Consider the following 14,111-nt stretch of genomic DNA (forward strand, 5'->3'; position numbering starts at 1 on the left):
CTGCAAGATACAACCAAGTTGAACCCGACCAAATATAAGTGACATCACCCGCCCAAACTTGATTTGGCTTGCTCGGCTGAAACTGCCGATTAAGCACATTTGGTATGCTTAGGTGTACTTTTTCTGCCTTTGCGTAGCGGTGAGTAGGTTGCTGGCGACTCACTAGACCTGCTTGTTTCATGAGTTTTCTCACTAACCATCGGCTGACGTTAAAACCAGTACTAACAAGCAGTGTAACTAAGCTTCGCTGACCTGCTGACCCTCCACTTAGGCCAAACCAGCGCTTGAGCTCCGCGATCAGTTTAAGGCGTTGTGGTGAAACAGTTTTAGATGGTTTGCACCAGTAACGGTAACTACTTCGGTTGACCGCCAATACTCGACATAAACGGCTGACACTGTGGCTCTCTTGCTGCTGACGGATCAGCGCAAACCTTTGATTGAGTCCTGCATCAAGAGAGCTGAAGCCTTTTTTAGGATGTCGTTATCGCCTTCCAACCGTTTGATTTTACGTTCAAGCTCACGAATTTTAAGTTGATCAGAGGTCAGTGGTGCAGCGCTAGAAAGCTGACCGTTACGCGCTTGTTTAAGCTGTCTTGCCCATTTATCGACCGTCGATTTTCCTAATCCTAAACTCTCTGAGACGTCCTTAACATTGCGCCCTTTATCGACGACCTCTTGAGCAACTTCAAGGCGGAACTCGGGTGAGTAGGTTGGTCTGGTTCGTTTTGTCATATTTACACCTGCTTAGTTAAAGTGAGTTTATCACCTCTAATCAGGTGGCCAAATTTAGTGTGCCACTACAGTTCAGCATGGGCGTGTTGCCATAAACCACAAGTCGCGGCAAAGCTTTCATTCACACAACCTTCTACTGCATTTTCCAAAGCTATTTCAAATAAAGAGCGAAGTTGAAACTCATCAACAATGAATTCAGGTATTTCAGTGTTATAGCCTTTTGAAAGATTACTGGCCATTTTAGTATGCCTAGCTTCTTCCGCTATTGCCTTGCGGGCTAGCTGGATTAATTCTTGTGGGGCTTCATAGGCTTCTAGTTCTCTAACTAAGTACTGAAAGGCTGTTATAGCTGCTTTTTCCATCATAGCCATGTTAGCAAAGTAATTACCTAATAGACTGTGTGTGCTGGATATTGTTATTGGCTTCATACCGGCCGGCATACGACCAGGAATCGGGCGTGGTGCTGGGCTAAAACAACCTGGTTTATTTGACTCTGGGTATTTCACCTCAGTGTAGGAAACTTTGCAGCTGACGAGTTCGTAGTTTTTAGGTGTAGGTGTGACATTACATTGGCTTGCTTTGAAGTTTTTAAACTCTGTTTTGGCTTGGTAATATCTTGGTAGTGCATATTTTGCTGTTCTTTCACATAACTCTAAACACTGCTCAGCGGTTATTGTTTCTTCTTTAGTAAAGCCAATTGTGGATCTTACAGAGATAGTTTTATTGATAGGCTTGCTACTTAAAGGAGTGCCACAAGGGTGAGCTGGCTCTGGTGGACTTTCTTGTGATTTAATTGTTTCTGCTGGCATGCAAGCTACGGTTGCTGTGATAGGTAGAGCAGCTATTACAGCTTTGCGTAAGATGTTCTTTAATTGGCTATGATTCATGTGTAACCCCTGTTTATACCATCGTTAATAATCTGTTATTTATGTCTTTATTATAGGCATAAAGGGGGGTGCTGTTTTAGCCTAAATTATTATGCGTTCTAGTGTTGGATAAGGAATCTAGAAAGAATGATATTTATCTTTCAGAGTTATACTACGGAAAAAGCATTAATGACTCATGGTACATAGGGAGTCATTATCACCCTTTCTGCCGATGCATCAACTCAGTCAACGTCCGCAAACTATAAGCAACAGCAAATAGAGCAACCGCTGTATTAAGCCACTGTCCAGTAGAATAAGGCGTCTTATTGATAATCGACCAGATAGCGCAAAGCAACACCACACCATACAAGCCCATCTTCACATTGGTATTAATCTCAGCCTCTAAGCGATTATTCAAAACTACTGCCAACCAAGCTGTCAACCAGCCCACTAAGGCACCAAAAATAACATCACTAGGCCAGTGAACACCTAAAGCAATACGACTTAGGGCTATCAGCGCGGCCATACCAAACAACAGTCCACTCGTTAATTTCACGTTATTCCAAAAACTAACTAAGCCCATCATGACAAAAATAACTAGTGTATGGCCTGATGGAAAACTCGGTGATTGGATGTCTGGCCCAATAAGATTGAATTCACCCTCCGCCAACACATGATTAGGTCGTGGAAAGTCAAAACCATGCTTCAAGCTGTAGTTGGCAACTAGACTAATCAAAGAGCAGATTAAAAGCGCACGAACAAAGTTTGGTTGTCTAAAGAAAATGACAAAGGTCAGCAGAGGAGCAACCCAAGGATCAGATAGGGTGGTTGTGAACTCCCAAAAGCTAGCAGGTAACGCACTAAATGACTCATTCAAAAATAAAAATAATGATTTATCAAAACCTGAGAGCAAAGTTGTAGCTAGCAGTAAAACTAAGCTAATAACTGTAATTAGCGGAAATGAAGGTGCGGTATGTTTTAAGTTGTTACTCATGATTTTTTTGCCGCTGAAATAACTATCGCTAACCATGCCAAGATCATAAGTAAGCCACCGATAGGCGTGATCATGGCGAATTCTTTAATACCGGTTAGTACATAGCAATACAAACTACCGGAAAACAGTAGGGTGCCGAATAGCATCAACCAACCGCCGATATTCAACCACTTATTGGCTAAACCATACTGAGAAAGTATAAACACCAAGATTAGCCCCAGTGCATGATAGAATTGGTATCGCGCAGCAGTTTCGAAAGTGGCTAGTAGCGTCACATCTTGTAAGTGTTTCTCGAGACTATGAGCGCCGAAAGCACCAAATACGACACTTAATGCTGCGAGCGCAGCGCCAAATATCAAAAACTTTTTAAATTCAGGCACTAAGAATCCCTATGACGGATAAACGATTATTGTACCGCGTCATTTTAAAGCTAATGGCGGCGGCTGGCATTATCGCACTACTGATGGTGTTTTTAAACGCTACCTTTAATAGTGGGGGTGATATCGATGAGGTGTCGCCTGTTATTTCAAGTGAAGTGGTTTATTTGAAGCTAGCAAACGTAGAAGAGGGGAAAGTCACCACGGTTATTTGGGAAAATAAGCGTGTGGGGGTTATTAAGCGAAGTAGCCAAACTCAACTTGGTCTCATGCAGCAATCTAGTAAAGCACCTGAAGCATCAATAATTGACTTAGAGAGTCATCCTTGGCGTTCAATTGATGCAACTTACTTTGTTTATTATGACAAAGGAGACTCTGGTTACTGTCCGTTATTTTTTGAACGAGAAAACTTTAAAGACACCTGCTCAGGTATTCGTTATGACTTAACGGGAAGGCAGGATGGAGGAACGAAAACATTAGGTGTTCCTCCATACCATTTTTCTAATACAGGTGAGTTAGCGGTCGGTCGTTGGACAGCCGATTACTGACAGTGTGATGTGTTATTTCCACTTTCATCGACAGACTCTATAAAAGTGCCGGACATACAATCTGTAATAGTTTCAGGGCCATAGATTGTTGGTGCGGATAATACATTGCTCATATCCCAGTTTTCATTAGGATCAAATACGTGCATAACTGATGTGACATCCGTTGTAAAGAATGGTGAATCAACGAACTGTTTGGTTGTTTTGGATAATCCAAACAGACCTTCAGCACTTACATCACCGCTGTTTTCATTAGCTATTTTGATTAATGAAAGTGTGCGATGACCGTAATTACTGGATGAGTCGTCGTATAGGTACGTATAAATAGCGCGTGCAATAGGTTCGTAAACCGTTGGGTAGGCTGAGGAGTTTCCAGAGGTGTGGCGTGACAGGTTTTCGGCCTGAGCCATCCAGTCGGCATTTGTGCCTACCTCAACATCAGCATAGCCGCTTAGGCGTGCCGATGGACTCGCATATAGTCCATAAGAATGTGAAAACTCGCCTGAGTCAGATAGTTCGTTTGCATAGCTACTACTGGAATGAATAAGTTCTGGTGAAATTCCTTCAAATGGTTCTAATCCACGCGCACACCGCTCGCTGTTAACCAAAAACAACCCTTTTTCGGAGCTAGTCATTGCATTCCAATCAGCTTGTTGAGGCATTAGGAGTTTTTGTTTAATGGTTGGGTCGAGATTACGGGCTGTGTTAAATGAGCTAGCGATTTGTTCAACACTGACAGGTTCGTAAGCTTCTGGGCCAGACCAAGAGGTATCATCCCAATTGTCTTCTACAAAGGTATCAGTGAATAAGCTTTCGGTCGTTGCATTAGCTGAGCAAATGAAGCTTAGCTTACCGATTTCAGGACTGGCTGCAATGTCAGTACCCGTGTCTAAGTTGGTATCTTCGCTGATACTATTGTTACCGTCATCAGTACCGCTGCTCGAACCACCACAGGCGGCTAATAGTAGTGAGGTAATTAATATGAGGGGAAGTTGTTTGATCATGACTGTGCTCCAACGATAGTGTTTTTCGCACTTATAATCGCATGGCGCCCATATAATTAAGCTGAATAAGCCAGAGTATTTACTTGTGGCGTGTGCCTAAGTACACGTCATAACGAATCGTCTTACCGCGAATATCAAAATCAGGCTTACGATCATTCAATGTTTCAGCGCGCAAAGGACGTTTCACAATAATCCGTTCAACCGCCCGCTGTAACGCAATATCCAACAACTCAGGACTGTCCTGATCATCCCCAACCACATCATGAAAAAACCGCATTTCCTTCTTCACTTGTGCCTGTTTACCACGCTCAGGAAACATAGGGTCTAAGTAAATAAGCTGCGGATAGTCTTCTGGATCAAGCGCTTTTAGAAAATCAATCGAAGGTTGTTGAACAAGTCTCATACGCGCTGATATTTCTTGAACATCTTCATCGCCACTACTGTCAGCTCGCGCTAATGCGTCACTCAGCAGTAATTGCACAACAGGGTTGCGCTCTAACATAGTGACATGACAACCCAGCGTAGCCATGACAAACGAGTCACTGCCTAAACCTGCGGTTGCATCAATAATCGTTGCATTGGGGAATTTTTGTAGACCCAGTGCTTTGGCTAAGCCCTGTCCTTTCCCTCCACCAAATAATCGTCTGTGACGTACTTTACCTTCAACAAAGTCAGCAAAGATTGCTTTTGTATTTGGTTGGTTAGGGCTAAACAACTCAAGGCGAGCGGTACTTTTGTGTAAGACATACTGCGCTTCTGACGCATCGCTATAAAGCGGGCAGCGAAGCAGTTTAGATAGTTCTTCTAAATCAGCGGGTGGGCATTGTTCATGCCCACTCACTGCTAGTGTTACATTCATGCTCATCAGTAATGAGGCGGTGGTGTTTCATCTTTTTCAGATGCGATGTTACTGCCAGTATTGCCGCCGCCTAACTTATCCTGAAGGTTTTTCACCTGCTCTTGCAATATCTCCATTTGAGTACGCTGGTCATGAACCAAGCGATTCAAAGTATCAATTACATCATCCTGCTGCGTGAGCAAGATTTCGAGGTTAGTTAAGCGTTCTTCATTACGATCACTCATGAATTAACCTTTACGACCTGCGCCAATACGTAGGCGTAGTGCGTTTAGCTTAATGAAGCCTTCAGCATCTGCTTGGTTGTAAGAACCTTCGTCATCTTCAAACGTCGCGATCTTCTCATCAAACAGGCTGTCTTTTTCAGACTTACGTCCAACAACGCTAACAGAACCTTTGTAAAGCTTCATGCGAACGTCACCGTTTACGTGAGTTTGAGATGCATCAATCATCGCCTGCATCATTTCACGCTCAGGACTCCACCAGTAACCGTTGTAGATCATCTCAGTGTACTTAGGCATTAGCGCATCTTTAAGGTGACCCACTTCACGATCAAGAGTCAGTGACTCAATACCACGGTGTCCCTTCATCATGATGGTTCCACCCGGTGTCTCGTAACAGCCACGTGACTTCATGCCCACGTAACGGTTTTCAACGATGTCTAAACGGCCAATACCGTTGTCGCCACCAATCTTATTTAAAGTCTCAAGCATGGCTGCTGGAGATAGACGCTCACCGTCTAGTGCAACAGGGTCACCTTTTTCATAAGTTAGTGTGATGTACGTTGCTACGTCTGGTGCATCTTCTGGAGATACAGACCAACGCCACATGTCATCTTCAGCTTCTGCCCAAGGATCTTCAAGTATGCCACCTTCATAAGAAATATGAAGCAAGTTAGCGTCCATTGAGTAAGGCGACTTAGTCTTAGCTTTTTGGTAATCAACAGGGATGTTGTGCTCTTCTGCGTACTTCATCAGAGACTCACGAGAGTTCAAGTCCCACTCACGCCAAGGCGCGATAACCTGTACACCTGGCTTAAGCGCGTAAGCACCTAGCTCGAAACGTACTTGGTCGTTACCTTTACCCGTTGCGCCGTGAGATACCGCATCCGCGCCAGTCTCGTTTGCAATTTCGATCAAACGCTTAGCGATCAATGGACGTGCAATTGACGTACCTAGTAGGTATTCGCCTTCATAGATAGCGTTAGCACGGAACATTGGGAATACGTAGTCGCGAACAAACTCTTCGCGCAAATCTTCAATGTAAATCTCTTTGATGCCCATTGCTTTAGCTTTAGCACGAGCTGGCTCAACTTCTTCACCCTGACCGATGTCAGCAGTAAATGTTACTACCTCGCATCCATAAGTTTCAGAAAGCCATTTAGCGATGATAGAGGTGTCGAGACCGCCTGAGTAGGCAAGTACAACTTTATTGACAGATTGCGACATATTAATTCTAGCCTGAGGTGTTCAAAAGAAAAGTATTATACGCGGAATCCTGTAAAATGCGCCCCATGCAAATACAAAAAAATTACCCTTTAAAGGCACTAAATAGCTTTGGTGTGTCCATTTCAGCTGATTTGTTCACAAAACTAGTGTCAACGAGTGATGTTGACCAGTTAATTCAATGGCGAAAAGATAATCCTGACACATCTTGTTTGCTCATTGGCGGCGGTAGCAATATGCTCTTTCGCGATGATTTTTCAGGGCTTGCAGTGTCGGTTGCTTTGTCTGGACGAGCGCTGACTTCTGAAGATGATGATGCGTATTACATATCAGCGGCTGCGGGTGAAAATTGGCACGAGTTTGTGCGTTGGACGATTGATCAAGGTTATGCCGGTTTAGAAAACTTGTCTTTGATCCCCGGTACGGTAGGTGCAGCGCCTATGCAAAATATTGGTGCGTACGGTGTTGAGTTGGGCGATAGGCTTGAGCGCTTGAGTGCGGTTGACCTGATAACAGGTGAGCGACGCGTGTTTAGTAATGAAGACTGCGAGTTTGCGTATCGAGATAGTTTCTTTAAACGCCAACCAGCAGATAGTTGGCTAATTGAGTCAGTGACTTTCCGTTTGGCTAAGCAGCCAGAGTGGGTGGTGGCATATGCAGGTGTTGATGCTGCGTTAGATGGGCAAGAACCCTCTGCTCGATTGATTAGTGATGTGATTATTGCATTGCGTCAAAGCAAGTTACCTGACCCTAAGGTAATTGGTAATGCGGGGAGTTTCTTTAAAAACCCTATTATGGGGACCGCTGAGTGGGAAGCTTTGAAAGTGCTATTTCCTAATCTTCCTGGTTATCCACAGAAAGACGGTAGTGACACGGTTAAAACATCTGCAGGCTGGTTGATTGATCAGTGCGAGTGGAAGGCATTTCGTGATAAAGATGCAGGGATTTATGAAAAGCACGCACTGGTGTTGGTGAATCATGGTGAGGCTAGTGGGGCGGAAATTTGGGCGCTGGCAGAGCGAGTGATTGGTTCGGTGAGTAGCAAGTTTGGGATTGTGCTTGAGGCTGAGCCGAGAGTAATTGCTTAAAAAGCGTTTAAAATTTAGAGGAGATATAAATCATGATAATACGGTGTTTCGTTCTTTCGGTAGCGCTTATATCTTCTGTATTTTTAGGGGCTGACCAACAAAATAGTCCATCATTAGTTGGGAAAGATAATACTACGTCGACAGCGGGTCAGCTTGAAGTTAACCAAGGCGGCCAGTTCACTCGCTCTTTGACAGCCAGACCACCCACCTTAACCCCATTCCTAACGCTCATCTCAGAATCAGAGCGCATTAAAAAATACATTTTCGAAAGCTTACTAAGACAAGATCCTAGCACGGGTGAGATGGAAGGTTCTTTAGCAAAAAGCTGGAGCGTCAGTGAAGATGGCCTGACCTATACCTTTCAGTTAAACAAAAACGTCGTCTTTTCAGACGGTGAGTCTTTTGACGCTTCGGACGTTCTGTTTACCTATAACTTTCTCATGAACAAAAAAATGGATATCCCCGGCGGTAGTGGATTCCTAAAAACCATTGAAAGTGTCACAGCGCCTAACCCATATGAAGTTGTGTTTAAGTATGCGGAGCCTTACTTTCGATCGCTTAAATTAGCAGGCTTTTTACCGATACTCCCTGAGCACTATTACAAAGAATACTTAGATGATCCGGCGAAGTTTAGGTCATCAAAAACGTTAGTACTGGGCACAGGCCCTTACCAGTTAGATCGTGAAGCGAGCAGTAATTTGACGGGAAGTCAGGTCGTTTTGAAAAAGAACCCTAGGTATTGGGGTGAGTCTAAAGGGACTTTCGATAAATTGGTTTGGAAGGTCATCGATAACAGTAGCGCAAGACTCGTAGCGTTTCGAAATGGCGAGCTAGATACAATCGAAGTTGATCCTAAAGTATTTGCGGTACTGAAAAATGACAAAGACATTCTCGCTAAAAGTAATGTCTTTGAGTTTATGAAGGCTAGGCAGGGTTATACCTATATTGGCTGGAATGCGGTGAGCAATGGAAAAGAAACCTTCTTTGCTGATAAGCGTGTTCGCTTGGCAATGACTTACCTGACTGATAAGCGAAAAATAGTTGATCAAGTGTATAAAGGTTTTGCTGAGGTAGCGGATAGCCCGTTTAGTAAGCGAGGCGAACAGCATAACAAGGCGATAAAGCCTTACGAATATAACGTTGCTAAAGCTAAAGCAATTTTAGAAGACGTTGGATTTAAAGATCGCGATGGTGACGGAGTCATTGAGGATAAGTCAGGGAAGCCGTTTAGCTTTAAGTTTACCTATGCATCAGAAAGGGAAGACAGCCGTTTAGTCGCGCTTATGTTACGCGACGCCTATGCGAGAGCAGGGATTAACATGACGTTAGATCCGCAACTATCATCACGACTCTATGACATGATGGATGAAAAAAGCTACGAAGCATTGACCTCGGGTTGGTCTGGTGGTCTAGAGCTGGATATCTACTTTATGTTTCATAGTGATGAAATCAAAGGCAGTTTGTATAACTTCATTAGTTATAGAAATGACCAATTGGATGCACTGATAAATACCACAAGGAAAACGGTTGATGCCAGTGAGCGTATGGCTCTATGGCGGCGGGTGCATCAGGTGTTACACGATGACCAGCCGTATACTTTCTTGGTTCATCGTAAAAGTTTGCAGCTCGTTAACAAGCGACTGAGGAATGTGAAAGTGACTCAGTCGGGGCTAAACTTAATGTCATTACCTCTAGAGATCTACGTGCCTAAAAGTGAGCAAAAGCACTAATTAAGCGGCGGTAATAGGGGTTAGAACGAGATAACCTGAACCTTACAGAAGATACCGAGAGAGTTTGGATAAGAGAACTCTCCGTTTTCATCGATCATTTTCCAATGTGAAATCATCGTTCCTGGGTAGTTAGGTGCTTGTAGCTTAACGGTCAAAATCACATGCTCCGAAGGGTTTGTGAGTGGTACTTCTACCTCACGAGTTAGTGGAATAAGCCCCGTGAGTCGCGAATCATGCAGCTTCTCTTGGTCTGAGCTCACCGCCAAATTTTCATCGATACATATAAGTCGACGATTTACCCATGGCTCACTTCCTGTATTTTTCAACTCCCAAGACTTTTCTATGATTGCCTCGCGCGCGACAGGGCAGTTGTCTGGATAGTTAATATCAGCAATAAACCCAATGTCATCTTTAGAGAGAGTTGACTCTGTTCTTTCAGGGGTGAGCTTATCGAATTTCCACCCATGAAAAAATATACTAAATAAGTTCATAGGGTGCTCTTCTAGCGCCCGAGCGAGCATTACGAAGGTGGAAATCTTCCCATCTTTAACTTCACAGTTTAGATACTTGTTTAATGCACCTCGGCTGATATGAGCACGTTTTGCCGTTTCTGAAATAGTTAGCCCTTTCAGTTTCATTCTTTTTCTAAGATAGGCAGCAAACTGTTCTTCAGACATTTTTTATTACTTTCCTATTATTTATGACGCCTTGTTTTGTACACCAAAGTGTACATTTAGATCGTTATATTACATTGCATCGGGGATGTATTAGTAAGGAATGGTAAAAATTATGCAATTAAACAGCAATCATGAACTATATCAGCTATCTGAGACGGTAGACTGGCCATATCTTGAATTAGAGATGGATAAGCTATTTCACGTGTCTGATGCATCAAAGTGTCGCTTGATGGCAGGACTACTTTATTTGAAGATTATGACTGGGCTTTCGTCAAATGAGATTGCTTCAAAATGGCTGGAGTGTCCTTACTGGCGGTACTTTTGTGGAGTAGCGCCAACAGAGCTTTCAGATGGACTTCCATTTGCGCCTGTTGTGTTAGATATTTGGGAAAGAGAGATGTCTGGGGCTGGTAACGATAGGCTGATTTTTGCGATGCTCAAAGCATCACTTGTGAAGGCTGCGGGGACTGGTAAATAATAAGTGCATTATTTGTGCGTTACTTCTATTCCTTATTGCTAATATGATCATAACTATGAGGTGAGTATGACTATATCTGAATATTCCGTGGCGTATACGCATGAAACTGACGAAGACTTGGCGTTATTAACGAGAGACTTTTTGTGTTTTTTAGAAAACTTGCATGAAGCAGAGCACTTCCAGCGTGCGAAAGCAGATTTCCCAGAAGGTCTTTTTGAGCGATTTTTTGCTTCTGAGTTGATTGAGGCAGAAGCACTGCCTGAGAGTTGGCAAGACAAGCTCACGACGCTGGTGGCATCCATTAAAGATGGGAACGTTAAGTGTTCTGATGTCGATAAGGTATTTGGGCTAAGACGACCAAGAGCGGCTTATCAGGCAGGCTATACTCAGGCGCTTATTTTTTTAGTGATTGATGTCTTTAACAACAATCCAGATAAACCAGAACCAAAGCCTTATGAGCCTGTGTTGACGCTGATAGAGAAGCCATCTTATCGTGTGCCTTTTGTAGCGCTTTCATCGGTTACATAACTCAATATAAGTGGCTGAGTAATATACTTAATATTTAATCGGTCACTATATGATCTATTTTCTGAGTAAATACACTAATTAAAAGTGGCTGGTGTAGTATTAGCTGCTGAATTATATTTTTTACTTAAGGAAACCCGATGGAACACCACACCACAAGCATTATAGCCATAGTCGTACTATTGGTCATTAATGCTTTTTTTGTTGCTGCAGAATTTGCATTAGTTAAAGCAAAAAGCTTTAGAATCAATGTATTAGCTGATGAAGGTAGTCGCACAGCAAAGCTCACACAAAAAATCCAGCTAAACTTGGAGTCTTACTTGGCGGCTTGCCAGTTAGGAATCACCATGGCGTCACTGGGTTTAGGTTGGGTAGGGGAGCCGGTGGTTGCTGCATTACTTGAGCCGGTGTTCCACGCGCTTGGTATTCCTGAAGAAATATTACACCCGTTATCATTTGCACTGGGCTTCTTAATCTTTTCATCACTGCACATTGTTGTAGGTGAGCAAGTGCCTAAAACCTTTGCGATCCGTAAAGCTGAGCCAGTGTCTATGTGGTGTGCTTATCCGCTGTATTGGTTCTACCTGATGGCTTACCCATTAAATTGGTTGTTAAACAAAGCGTCGGGATCCATTTTGGCGTTCTTTAATGTCGAAGAAGCTAGTCATGCTGAAGTGCTTTCCGATGCTGAGATTCGAGGCATTATCGATACTTCCGAAAAACATGGTGATATGAATGCTGATAAAGCAGGTATGTTGCATAACATGTTTGTTTTTGACACTCACAGCGTTCAGCAAATTATGGTGCCACGTAACGAAATGGACGTGATCGACCTGCAAGCCCCTTGGGAAGAAACCCTGCAGTTCATGCTGTCTACTCAGCACTCTCGCTACCCTGTGTTTGATGGTAACTCCGATGCGCCAGTGGGTATCTTGCTTGTTAAAGATTTGTACAACCGTTTACTCGGTAAAGATGCACAAGACGAGCCGCTTGCGGTAGTTCGTTCTAGTTTACGTGAATGCTTATTAGTACCCGAGACACAGCCCGTTTCAGACTTATTTGAGTCGATGCGTAAGAACCGAACTCACATAGCACTCGCAATGGATGAGTACGGCAGTTTTGCGGGCGCGGTCACCATGGAAGATATTCTTGAAGAGATTGTGGGTGAAATCTCAGATGAGTTGGATATTGATGAAGCCGATTCACCCGTCGTTTGGAAGGATGATCATTGGACGTCAGATGGTTTGGTATCTCTGACTGACTTAGAGCGCATTGTGGGTGTAGACTTTGATAATAATATTGAATCAAACACTATTAGCGGTCTGTTTATGAAGCAATTAAACCGTATGCCAAATGCAGGTGATGAGATTATCGAAGAGGGTTTACGCTTCGTTGCTTTGGATATTGAAAACAACCGAGTGGGGCAGGTACAGATATTCCCAGTCACGAGTCACATAAATATTGAAATAAATAAAGAACCTCAAGTCGCTGAATAATAAGTGGTTTTTAATTTAATTCTGATAGTTTGTAAATAAATTAAAATTAATTGTGACTTTCTTTGTCTGAGGTAAGTCTCAGTTATAAGTACGAAATTTAATTATTTACAATCTATCGGAATTTACACCATGAACACAAAGAATAAGTTGGCAACTGCGGTATCAATCGCACTCCTTACTGTCAGCGGCGCAAGTACTGCTGAAGTAACTCTTTATGACTACACAGAAGCAACAAGTGCTTATGAAGATGCTTACCTTACTGGTAGCTTCAGCGCAAATGACGGTAATGGTTTTGACCAGTCTTCATACTCTGCAGCTCTAGGTTTTGATGCTGAGCGTGTATTCAGTTCTGCAAGCCGTAACACAACTATCGAAGCTGATGCTGCAGGTTCTATTTCTCGTGGTTCTGCTGATGGCGCTAACTCTGTAAGCTACTTCGATGCAGGTATTGCTGGTCAGGTTGATACATATTTCCGCCCTAATTCAAAAGGCGCATTTTGGTTCGGTGCTGCAAGTCTAGATGCTGAAAAAGATCAGGAAGACTTCGGTAGTGCTGTTGGAGTTGGTCTAGGTTACGGTCGTGTTGTTAACGCTACGCCAATGGCTAAGGCGATTCGTCTAGTTGAAGCGCTTCGTGTTCAGGGTGCTTTGAAGTCTGTACCAAGCACAGCTGCTCACCAGCAAATTGCTAACATCATCAACAACGAAACTGCTTATAAGAGCAAGCACGGTTTTGACGTTTATGAGCAGTACTGGTTTGCTGACATGGAAAAAGCATTGGGCCAAGGTCAACTAGGCGCTGGCGCAATCATCAAGGCATATGACGTTCTAACTAATGAGTATTTCACTACTCGTAAGATTGGTTGGAAAGTTCAAGCGGGTGTTGGTGTTGAGCTAAGCCGTATTGATGGCGAAGATGGTGGTGATCCAACAGTGACTCTTGCTGGTGAATACCACAAGCCACTAAATCGTAAGACACAGTTCTCTAATGAAGCTGAGCTAGTGACAGACTACGGTGATGACAACGGTTACGACTTTGAAAATGTTATGACGCTTACTTATGAGTTAAGTGACAAGATTGACTGGGAAAACTCTTGGACACTTACTTCTGTAGATTCTGGTGTTTCTGGAACAGATAATACCACTAACAACTATCTTTCTTCAGCGTTTAGCTATGAGTTGGATAACCAGTTAGACCTAGGTCTTGTTGCTACAATTACTGATCTAGATGGTGCTGATGACCTTGATACATCTCTAAACTTTAACGTTGGCTACCGTCTACGTTAATCGAAGTAGTA

The 14,111-nt window shown here is 43.3% G+C and carries 16 protein-coding genes and 1 pseudogene; 7 read left to right on the top strand and 10 right to left on the bottom strand.

All coding sequences use genetic code 11. The annotated features are described in order from the left end of the window. The 5 genes and pseudogenes from DKT75_RS00880 to DKT75_RS00900 form a co-directional block, all read right to left on the bottom strand. Positions 1-373 (bottom strand): annotated as a pseudogene (locus DKT75_RS00880) (IS3 family transposase); the annotation flags it as partial. Positions 374-420: 47 nt separating this feature from the next. Next, a complete protein-coding gene (locus DKT75_RS00885; protein WP_109821425.1) occupies positions 421-732 on the bottom strand; it encodes a transposase in 312 nt (103 codons plus the stop codon). Positions 733-797: 65 nt separating this feature from the next. Next, positions 798-1,619: a hypothetical protein gene (locus tag DKT75_RS00890; RefSeq protein WP_109821556.1), complete on the bottom strand. Its 822-nt coding sequence runs from the start codon at positions 1,617-1,619 to the stop codon at positions 798-800. Between the two features lie 196 nt (positions 1,620-1,815). Next, positions 1,816-2,592 (bottom strand): phosphatase PAP2 family protein, encoded by a 777-nt coding sequence (locus DKT75_RS00895; RefSeq protein WP_158278768.1) that lies wholly within the window; start codon positions 2,590-2,592, stop codon positions 1,816-1,818. Next, positions 2,589-2,972, bottom strand: coding sequence for a DUF423 domain-containing protein (locus DKT75_RS00900; RefSeq protein WP_109821558.1), 384 nt, complete (start codon positions 2,970-2,972; stop codon positions 2,589-2,591). Before DKT75_RS00900 ends, DKT75_RS00895 begins: the two co-directional genes overlap by 4 nt. A gap of 11 nt (positions 2,973-2,983) precedes the next feature. Between DKT75_RS00900 and DKT75_RS00905 the strand changes: the two genes are divergently transcribed. Next, on the top strand, positions 2,984-3,517 hold the full coding sequence (locus DKT75_RS00905) for a Rieske (2Fe-2S) protein (protein ID WP_109821559.1): 534 nt from the start codon (positions 2,984-2,986) through the stop codon (positions 3,515-3,517). Here DKT75_RS00905 and DKT75_RS00910 read toward each other — a convergent pair. The 4 genes from DKT75_RS00910 to DKT75_RS00925 all read right to left on the bottom strand — a co-directional run bounded on the left by DKT75_RS00910 (position 3,511) and on the right by DKT75_RS00925 (position 6,822). Continuing rightward, positions 3,511-4,518 carry a CAP domain-containing protein gene (locus DKT75_RS00910; RefSeq protein ID WP_109821560.1) on the bottom strand — a complete coding sequence of 336 codons (1,008 nt, stop codon included), beginning with the start codon at positions 4,516-4,518 and terminating at the stop codon, positions 3,511-3,513. The genes DKT75_RS00905 and DKT75_RS00910 overlap by 7 nt on opposite strands. 79 nt (positions 4,519-4,597) lie before the next feature. Then, positions 4,598-5,377 (bottom strand): class I SAM-dependent methyltransferase, encoded by a 780-nt coding sequence (locus DKT75_RS00915; RefSeq protein WP_109821569.1) that lies wholly within the window; start codon positions 5,375-5,377, stop codon positions 4,598-4,600. A gap of 5 nt (positions 5,378-5,382) precedes the next feature. Beyond that, entirely contained in the window at positions 5,383-5,601 is a 219-nt protein-coding gene (locus DKT75_RS00920) for a SlyX family protein (protein WP_109821561.1), read from the bottom strand. Between the two features lie 3 nt (positions 5,602-5,604). Continuing rightward, positions 5,605-6,822 carry an argininosuccinate synthase gene (locus DKT75_RS00925; RefSeq protein WP_109821562.1) on the bottom strand — a complete coding sequence of 406 codons (1,218 nt, stop codon included), beginning with the start codon at positions 6,820-6,822 and terminating at the stop codon, positions 5,605-5,607. A 65-nt stretch (positions 6,823-6,887) separates the two neighbouring features. Between DKT75_RS00925 and murB the strand changes: the two genes are divergently transcribed. Then, on the top strand, positions 6,888-7,907 hold the full coding sequence (murB, locus tag DKT75_RS00930; RefSeq protein ID WP_109821570.1) for a UDP-N-acetylmuramate dehydrogenase: 1,020 nt from the start codon (positions 6,888-6,890) through the stop codon (positions 7,905-7,907). A gap of 32 nt (positions 7,908-7,939) precedes the next feature. Continuing rightward, complete coding sequence (locus tag DKT75_RS00935) at positions 7,940-9,637, top strand: ABC transporter substrate-binding protein (RefSeq protein ID WP_109821563.1); 1,698 nt, start codon at positions 7,940-7,942, stop codon at positions 9,635-9,637. Positions 9,638-9,657: 20 nt separating this feature from the next. Here DKT75_RS00935 and DKT75_RS00940 read toward each other — a convergent pair whose 3' ends face one another. Then, the gene (locus DKT75_RS00940; RefSeq protein WP_109821564.1) at positions 9,658-10,314 is read right to left on the bottom strand and encodes an NBR1-Ig-like domain-containing protein; all 657 of its coding nucleotides are present in this window, start codon (positions 10,312-10,314) and stop codon (positions 9,658-9,660) included. Positions 10,315-10,426: 112 nt separating this feature from the next. Here DKT75_RS00940 and DKT75_RS00945 point away from each other — a divergent pair, with 112 nt between their 5' ends. From DKT75_RS00945 to DKT75_RS00960, 4 genes are all read left to right on the top strand, one after another. Next, the gene (locus DKT75_RS00945; RefSeq protein ID WP_158278769.1) at positions 10,427-10,792 is read left to right on the top strand and encodes a transposase; all 366 of its coding nucleotides are present in this window, start codon (positions 10,427-10,429) and stop codon (positions 10,790-10,792) included. A gap of 66 nt (positions 10,793-10,858) precedes the next feature. After that, a complete protein-coding gene (locus tag DKT75_RS00950) occupies positions 10,859-11,320 on the top strand; it encodes a hypothetical protein (RefSeq protein ID WP_109821566.1) in 462 nt (153 codons plus the stop codon). A 137-nt stretch (positions 11,321-11,457) separates the two neighbouring features. Beyond that, entirely contained in the window at positions 11,458-12,813 is a 1,356-nt protein-coding gene (locus tag DKT75_RS00955; RefSeq protein WP_109821567.1) for a hemolysin family protein, read from the top strand. 129 nt (positions 12,814-12,942) lie between these two features. Continuing rightward, positions 12,943-14,100 carry a DUF481 domain-containing protein gene (locus DKT75_RS00960; RefSeq protein WP_109821568.1) on the top strand — a complete coding sequence of 386 codons (1,158 nt, stop codon included), beginning with the start codon at positions 12,943-12,945 and terminating at the stop codon, positions 14,098-14,100. Positions 14,101-14,111: the final 11 nt, after the last annotated feature.

It is taken from the genome of Leucothrix arctica (assembly GCF_003172895.1).
GTDB classification, from domain to species: domain Bacteria; phylum Pseudomonadota; class Gammaproteobacteria; order Thiotrichales; family Thiotrichaceae; genus Leucothrix; species Leucothrix arctica.

Excerpts from the sequence above, each read along its gene's own strand:
- DKT75_RS00885 (WP_109821425.1), bottom strand. The coding sequence starts at position 732 with ATGACAAAACGAACCAGACCAACCTACTCACCCGAGTTCCGCCTTGAA.
- DKT75_RS00890 (WP_109821556.1), bottom strand. The coding sequence starts at position 1,619 with ATGAATCATAGCCAATTAAAGAACATCTTACGCAAAGCTGTAATAGCT.
- DKT75_RS00895 (WP_158278768.1), bottom strand. The coding sequence starts at position 2,592 with ATGAGTAACAACTTAAAACATACCGCACCTTCATTTCCGCTAATTACA.
- DKT75_RS00905 (WP_109821559.1), top strand. The coding sequence starts at position 2,984 with ATGACGGATAAACGATTATTGTACCGCGTCATTTTAAAGCTAATGGCG.
- DKT75_RS00910 (WP_109821560.1), bottom strand. The coding sequence starts at position 4,518 with ATGATCAAACAACTTCCCCTCATATTAATTACCTCACTACTATTAGCC.
- DKT75_RS00915 (WP_109821569.1), bottom strand. The coding sequence starts at position 5,377 with ATGAATGTAACACTAGCAGTGAGTGGGCATGAACAATGCCCACCCGCT.
- DKT75_RS00920 (WP_109821561.1), bottom strand. The coding sequence starts at position 5,601 with ATGAGTGATCGTAATGAAGAACGCTTAACTAACCTCGAAATCTTGCTC.
- DKT75_RS00925 (WP_109821562.1), bottom strand. The coding sequence starts at position 6,822 with ATGTCGCAATCTGTCAATAAAGTTGTACTTGCCTACTCAGGCGGTCTC.
- murB (WP_109821570.1), top strand. The coding sequence starts at position 6,888 with ATGCAAATACAAAAAAATTACCCTTTAAAGGCACTAAATAGCTTTGGT.
- DKT75_RS00935 (WP_109821563.1), top strand. The coding sequence starts at position 7,940 with ATGATAATACGGTGTTTCGTTCTTTCGGTAGCGCTTATATCTTCTGTA.
- DKT75_RS00940 (WP_109821564.1), bottom strand. The coding sequence starts at position 10,314 with ATGTCTGAAGAACAGTTTGCTGCCTATCTTAGAAAAAGAATGAAACTG.
- DKT75_RS00945 (WP_158278769.1), top strand. The coding sequence starts at position 10,427 with ATGCAATTAAACAGCAATCATGAACTATATCAGCTATCTGAGACGGTA.
- DKT75_RS00950 (WP_109821566.1), top strand. The coding sequence starts at position 10,859 with ATGACTATATCTGAATATTCCGTGGCGTATACGCATGAAACTGACGAA.
- DKT75_RS00955 (WP_109821567.1), top strand. The coding sequence starts at position 11,458 with ATGGAACACCACACCACAAGCATTATAGCCATAGTCGTACTATTGGTC.
- DKT75_RS00960 (WP_109821568.1), top strand. The coding sequence starts at position 12,943 with ATGAACACAAAGAATAAGTTGGCAACTGCGGTATCAATCGCACTCCTT.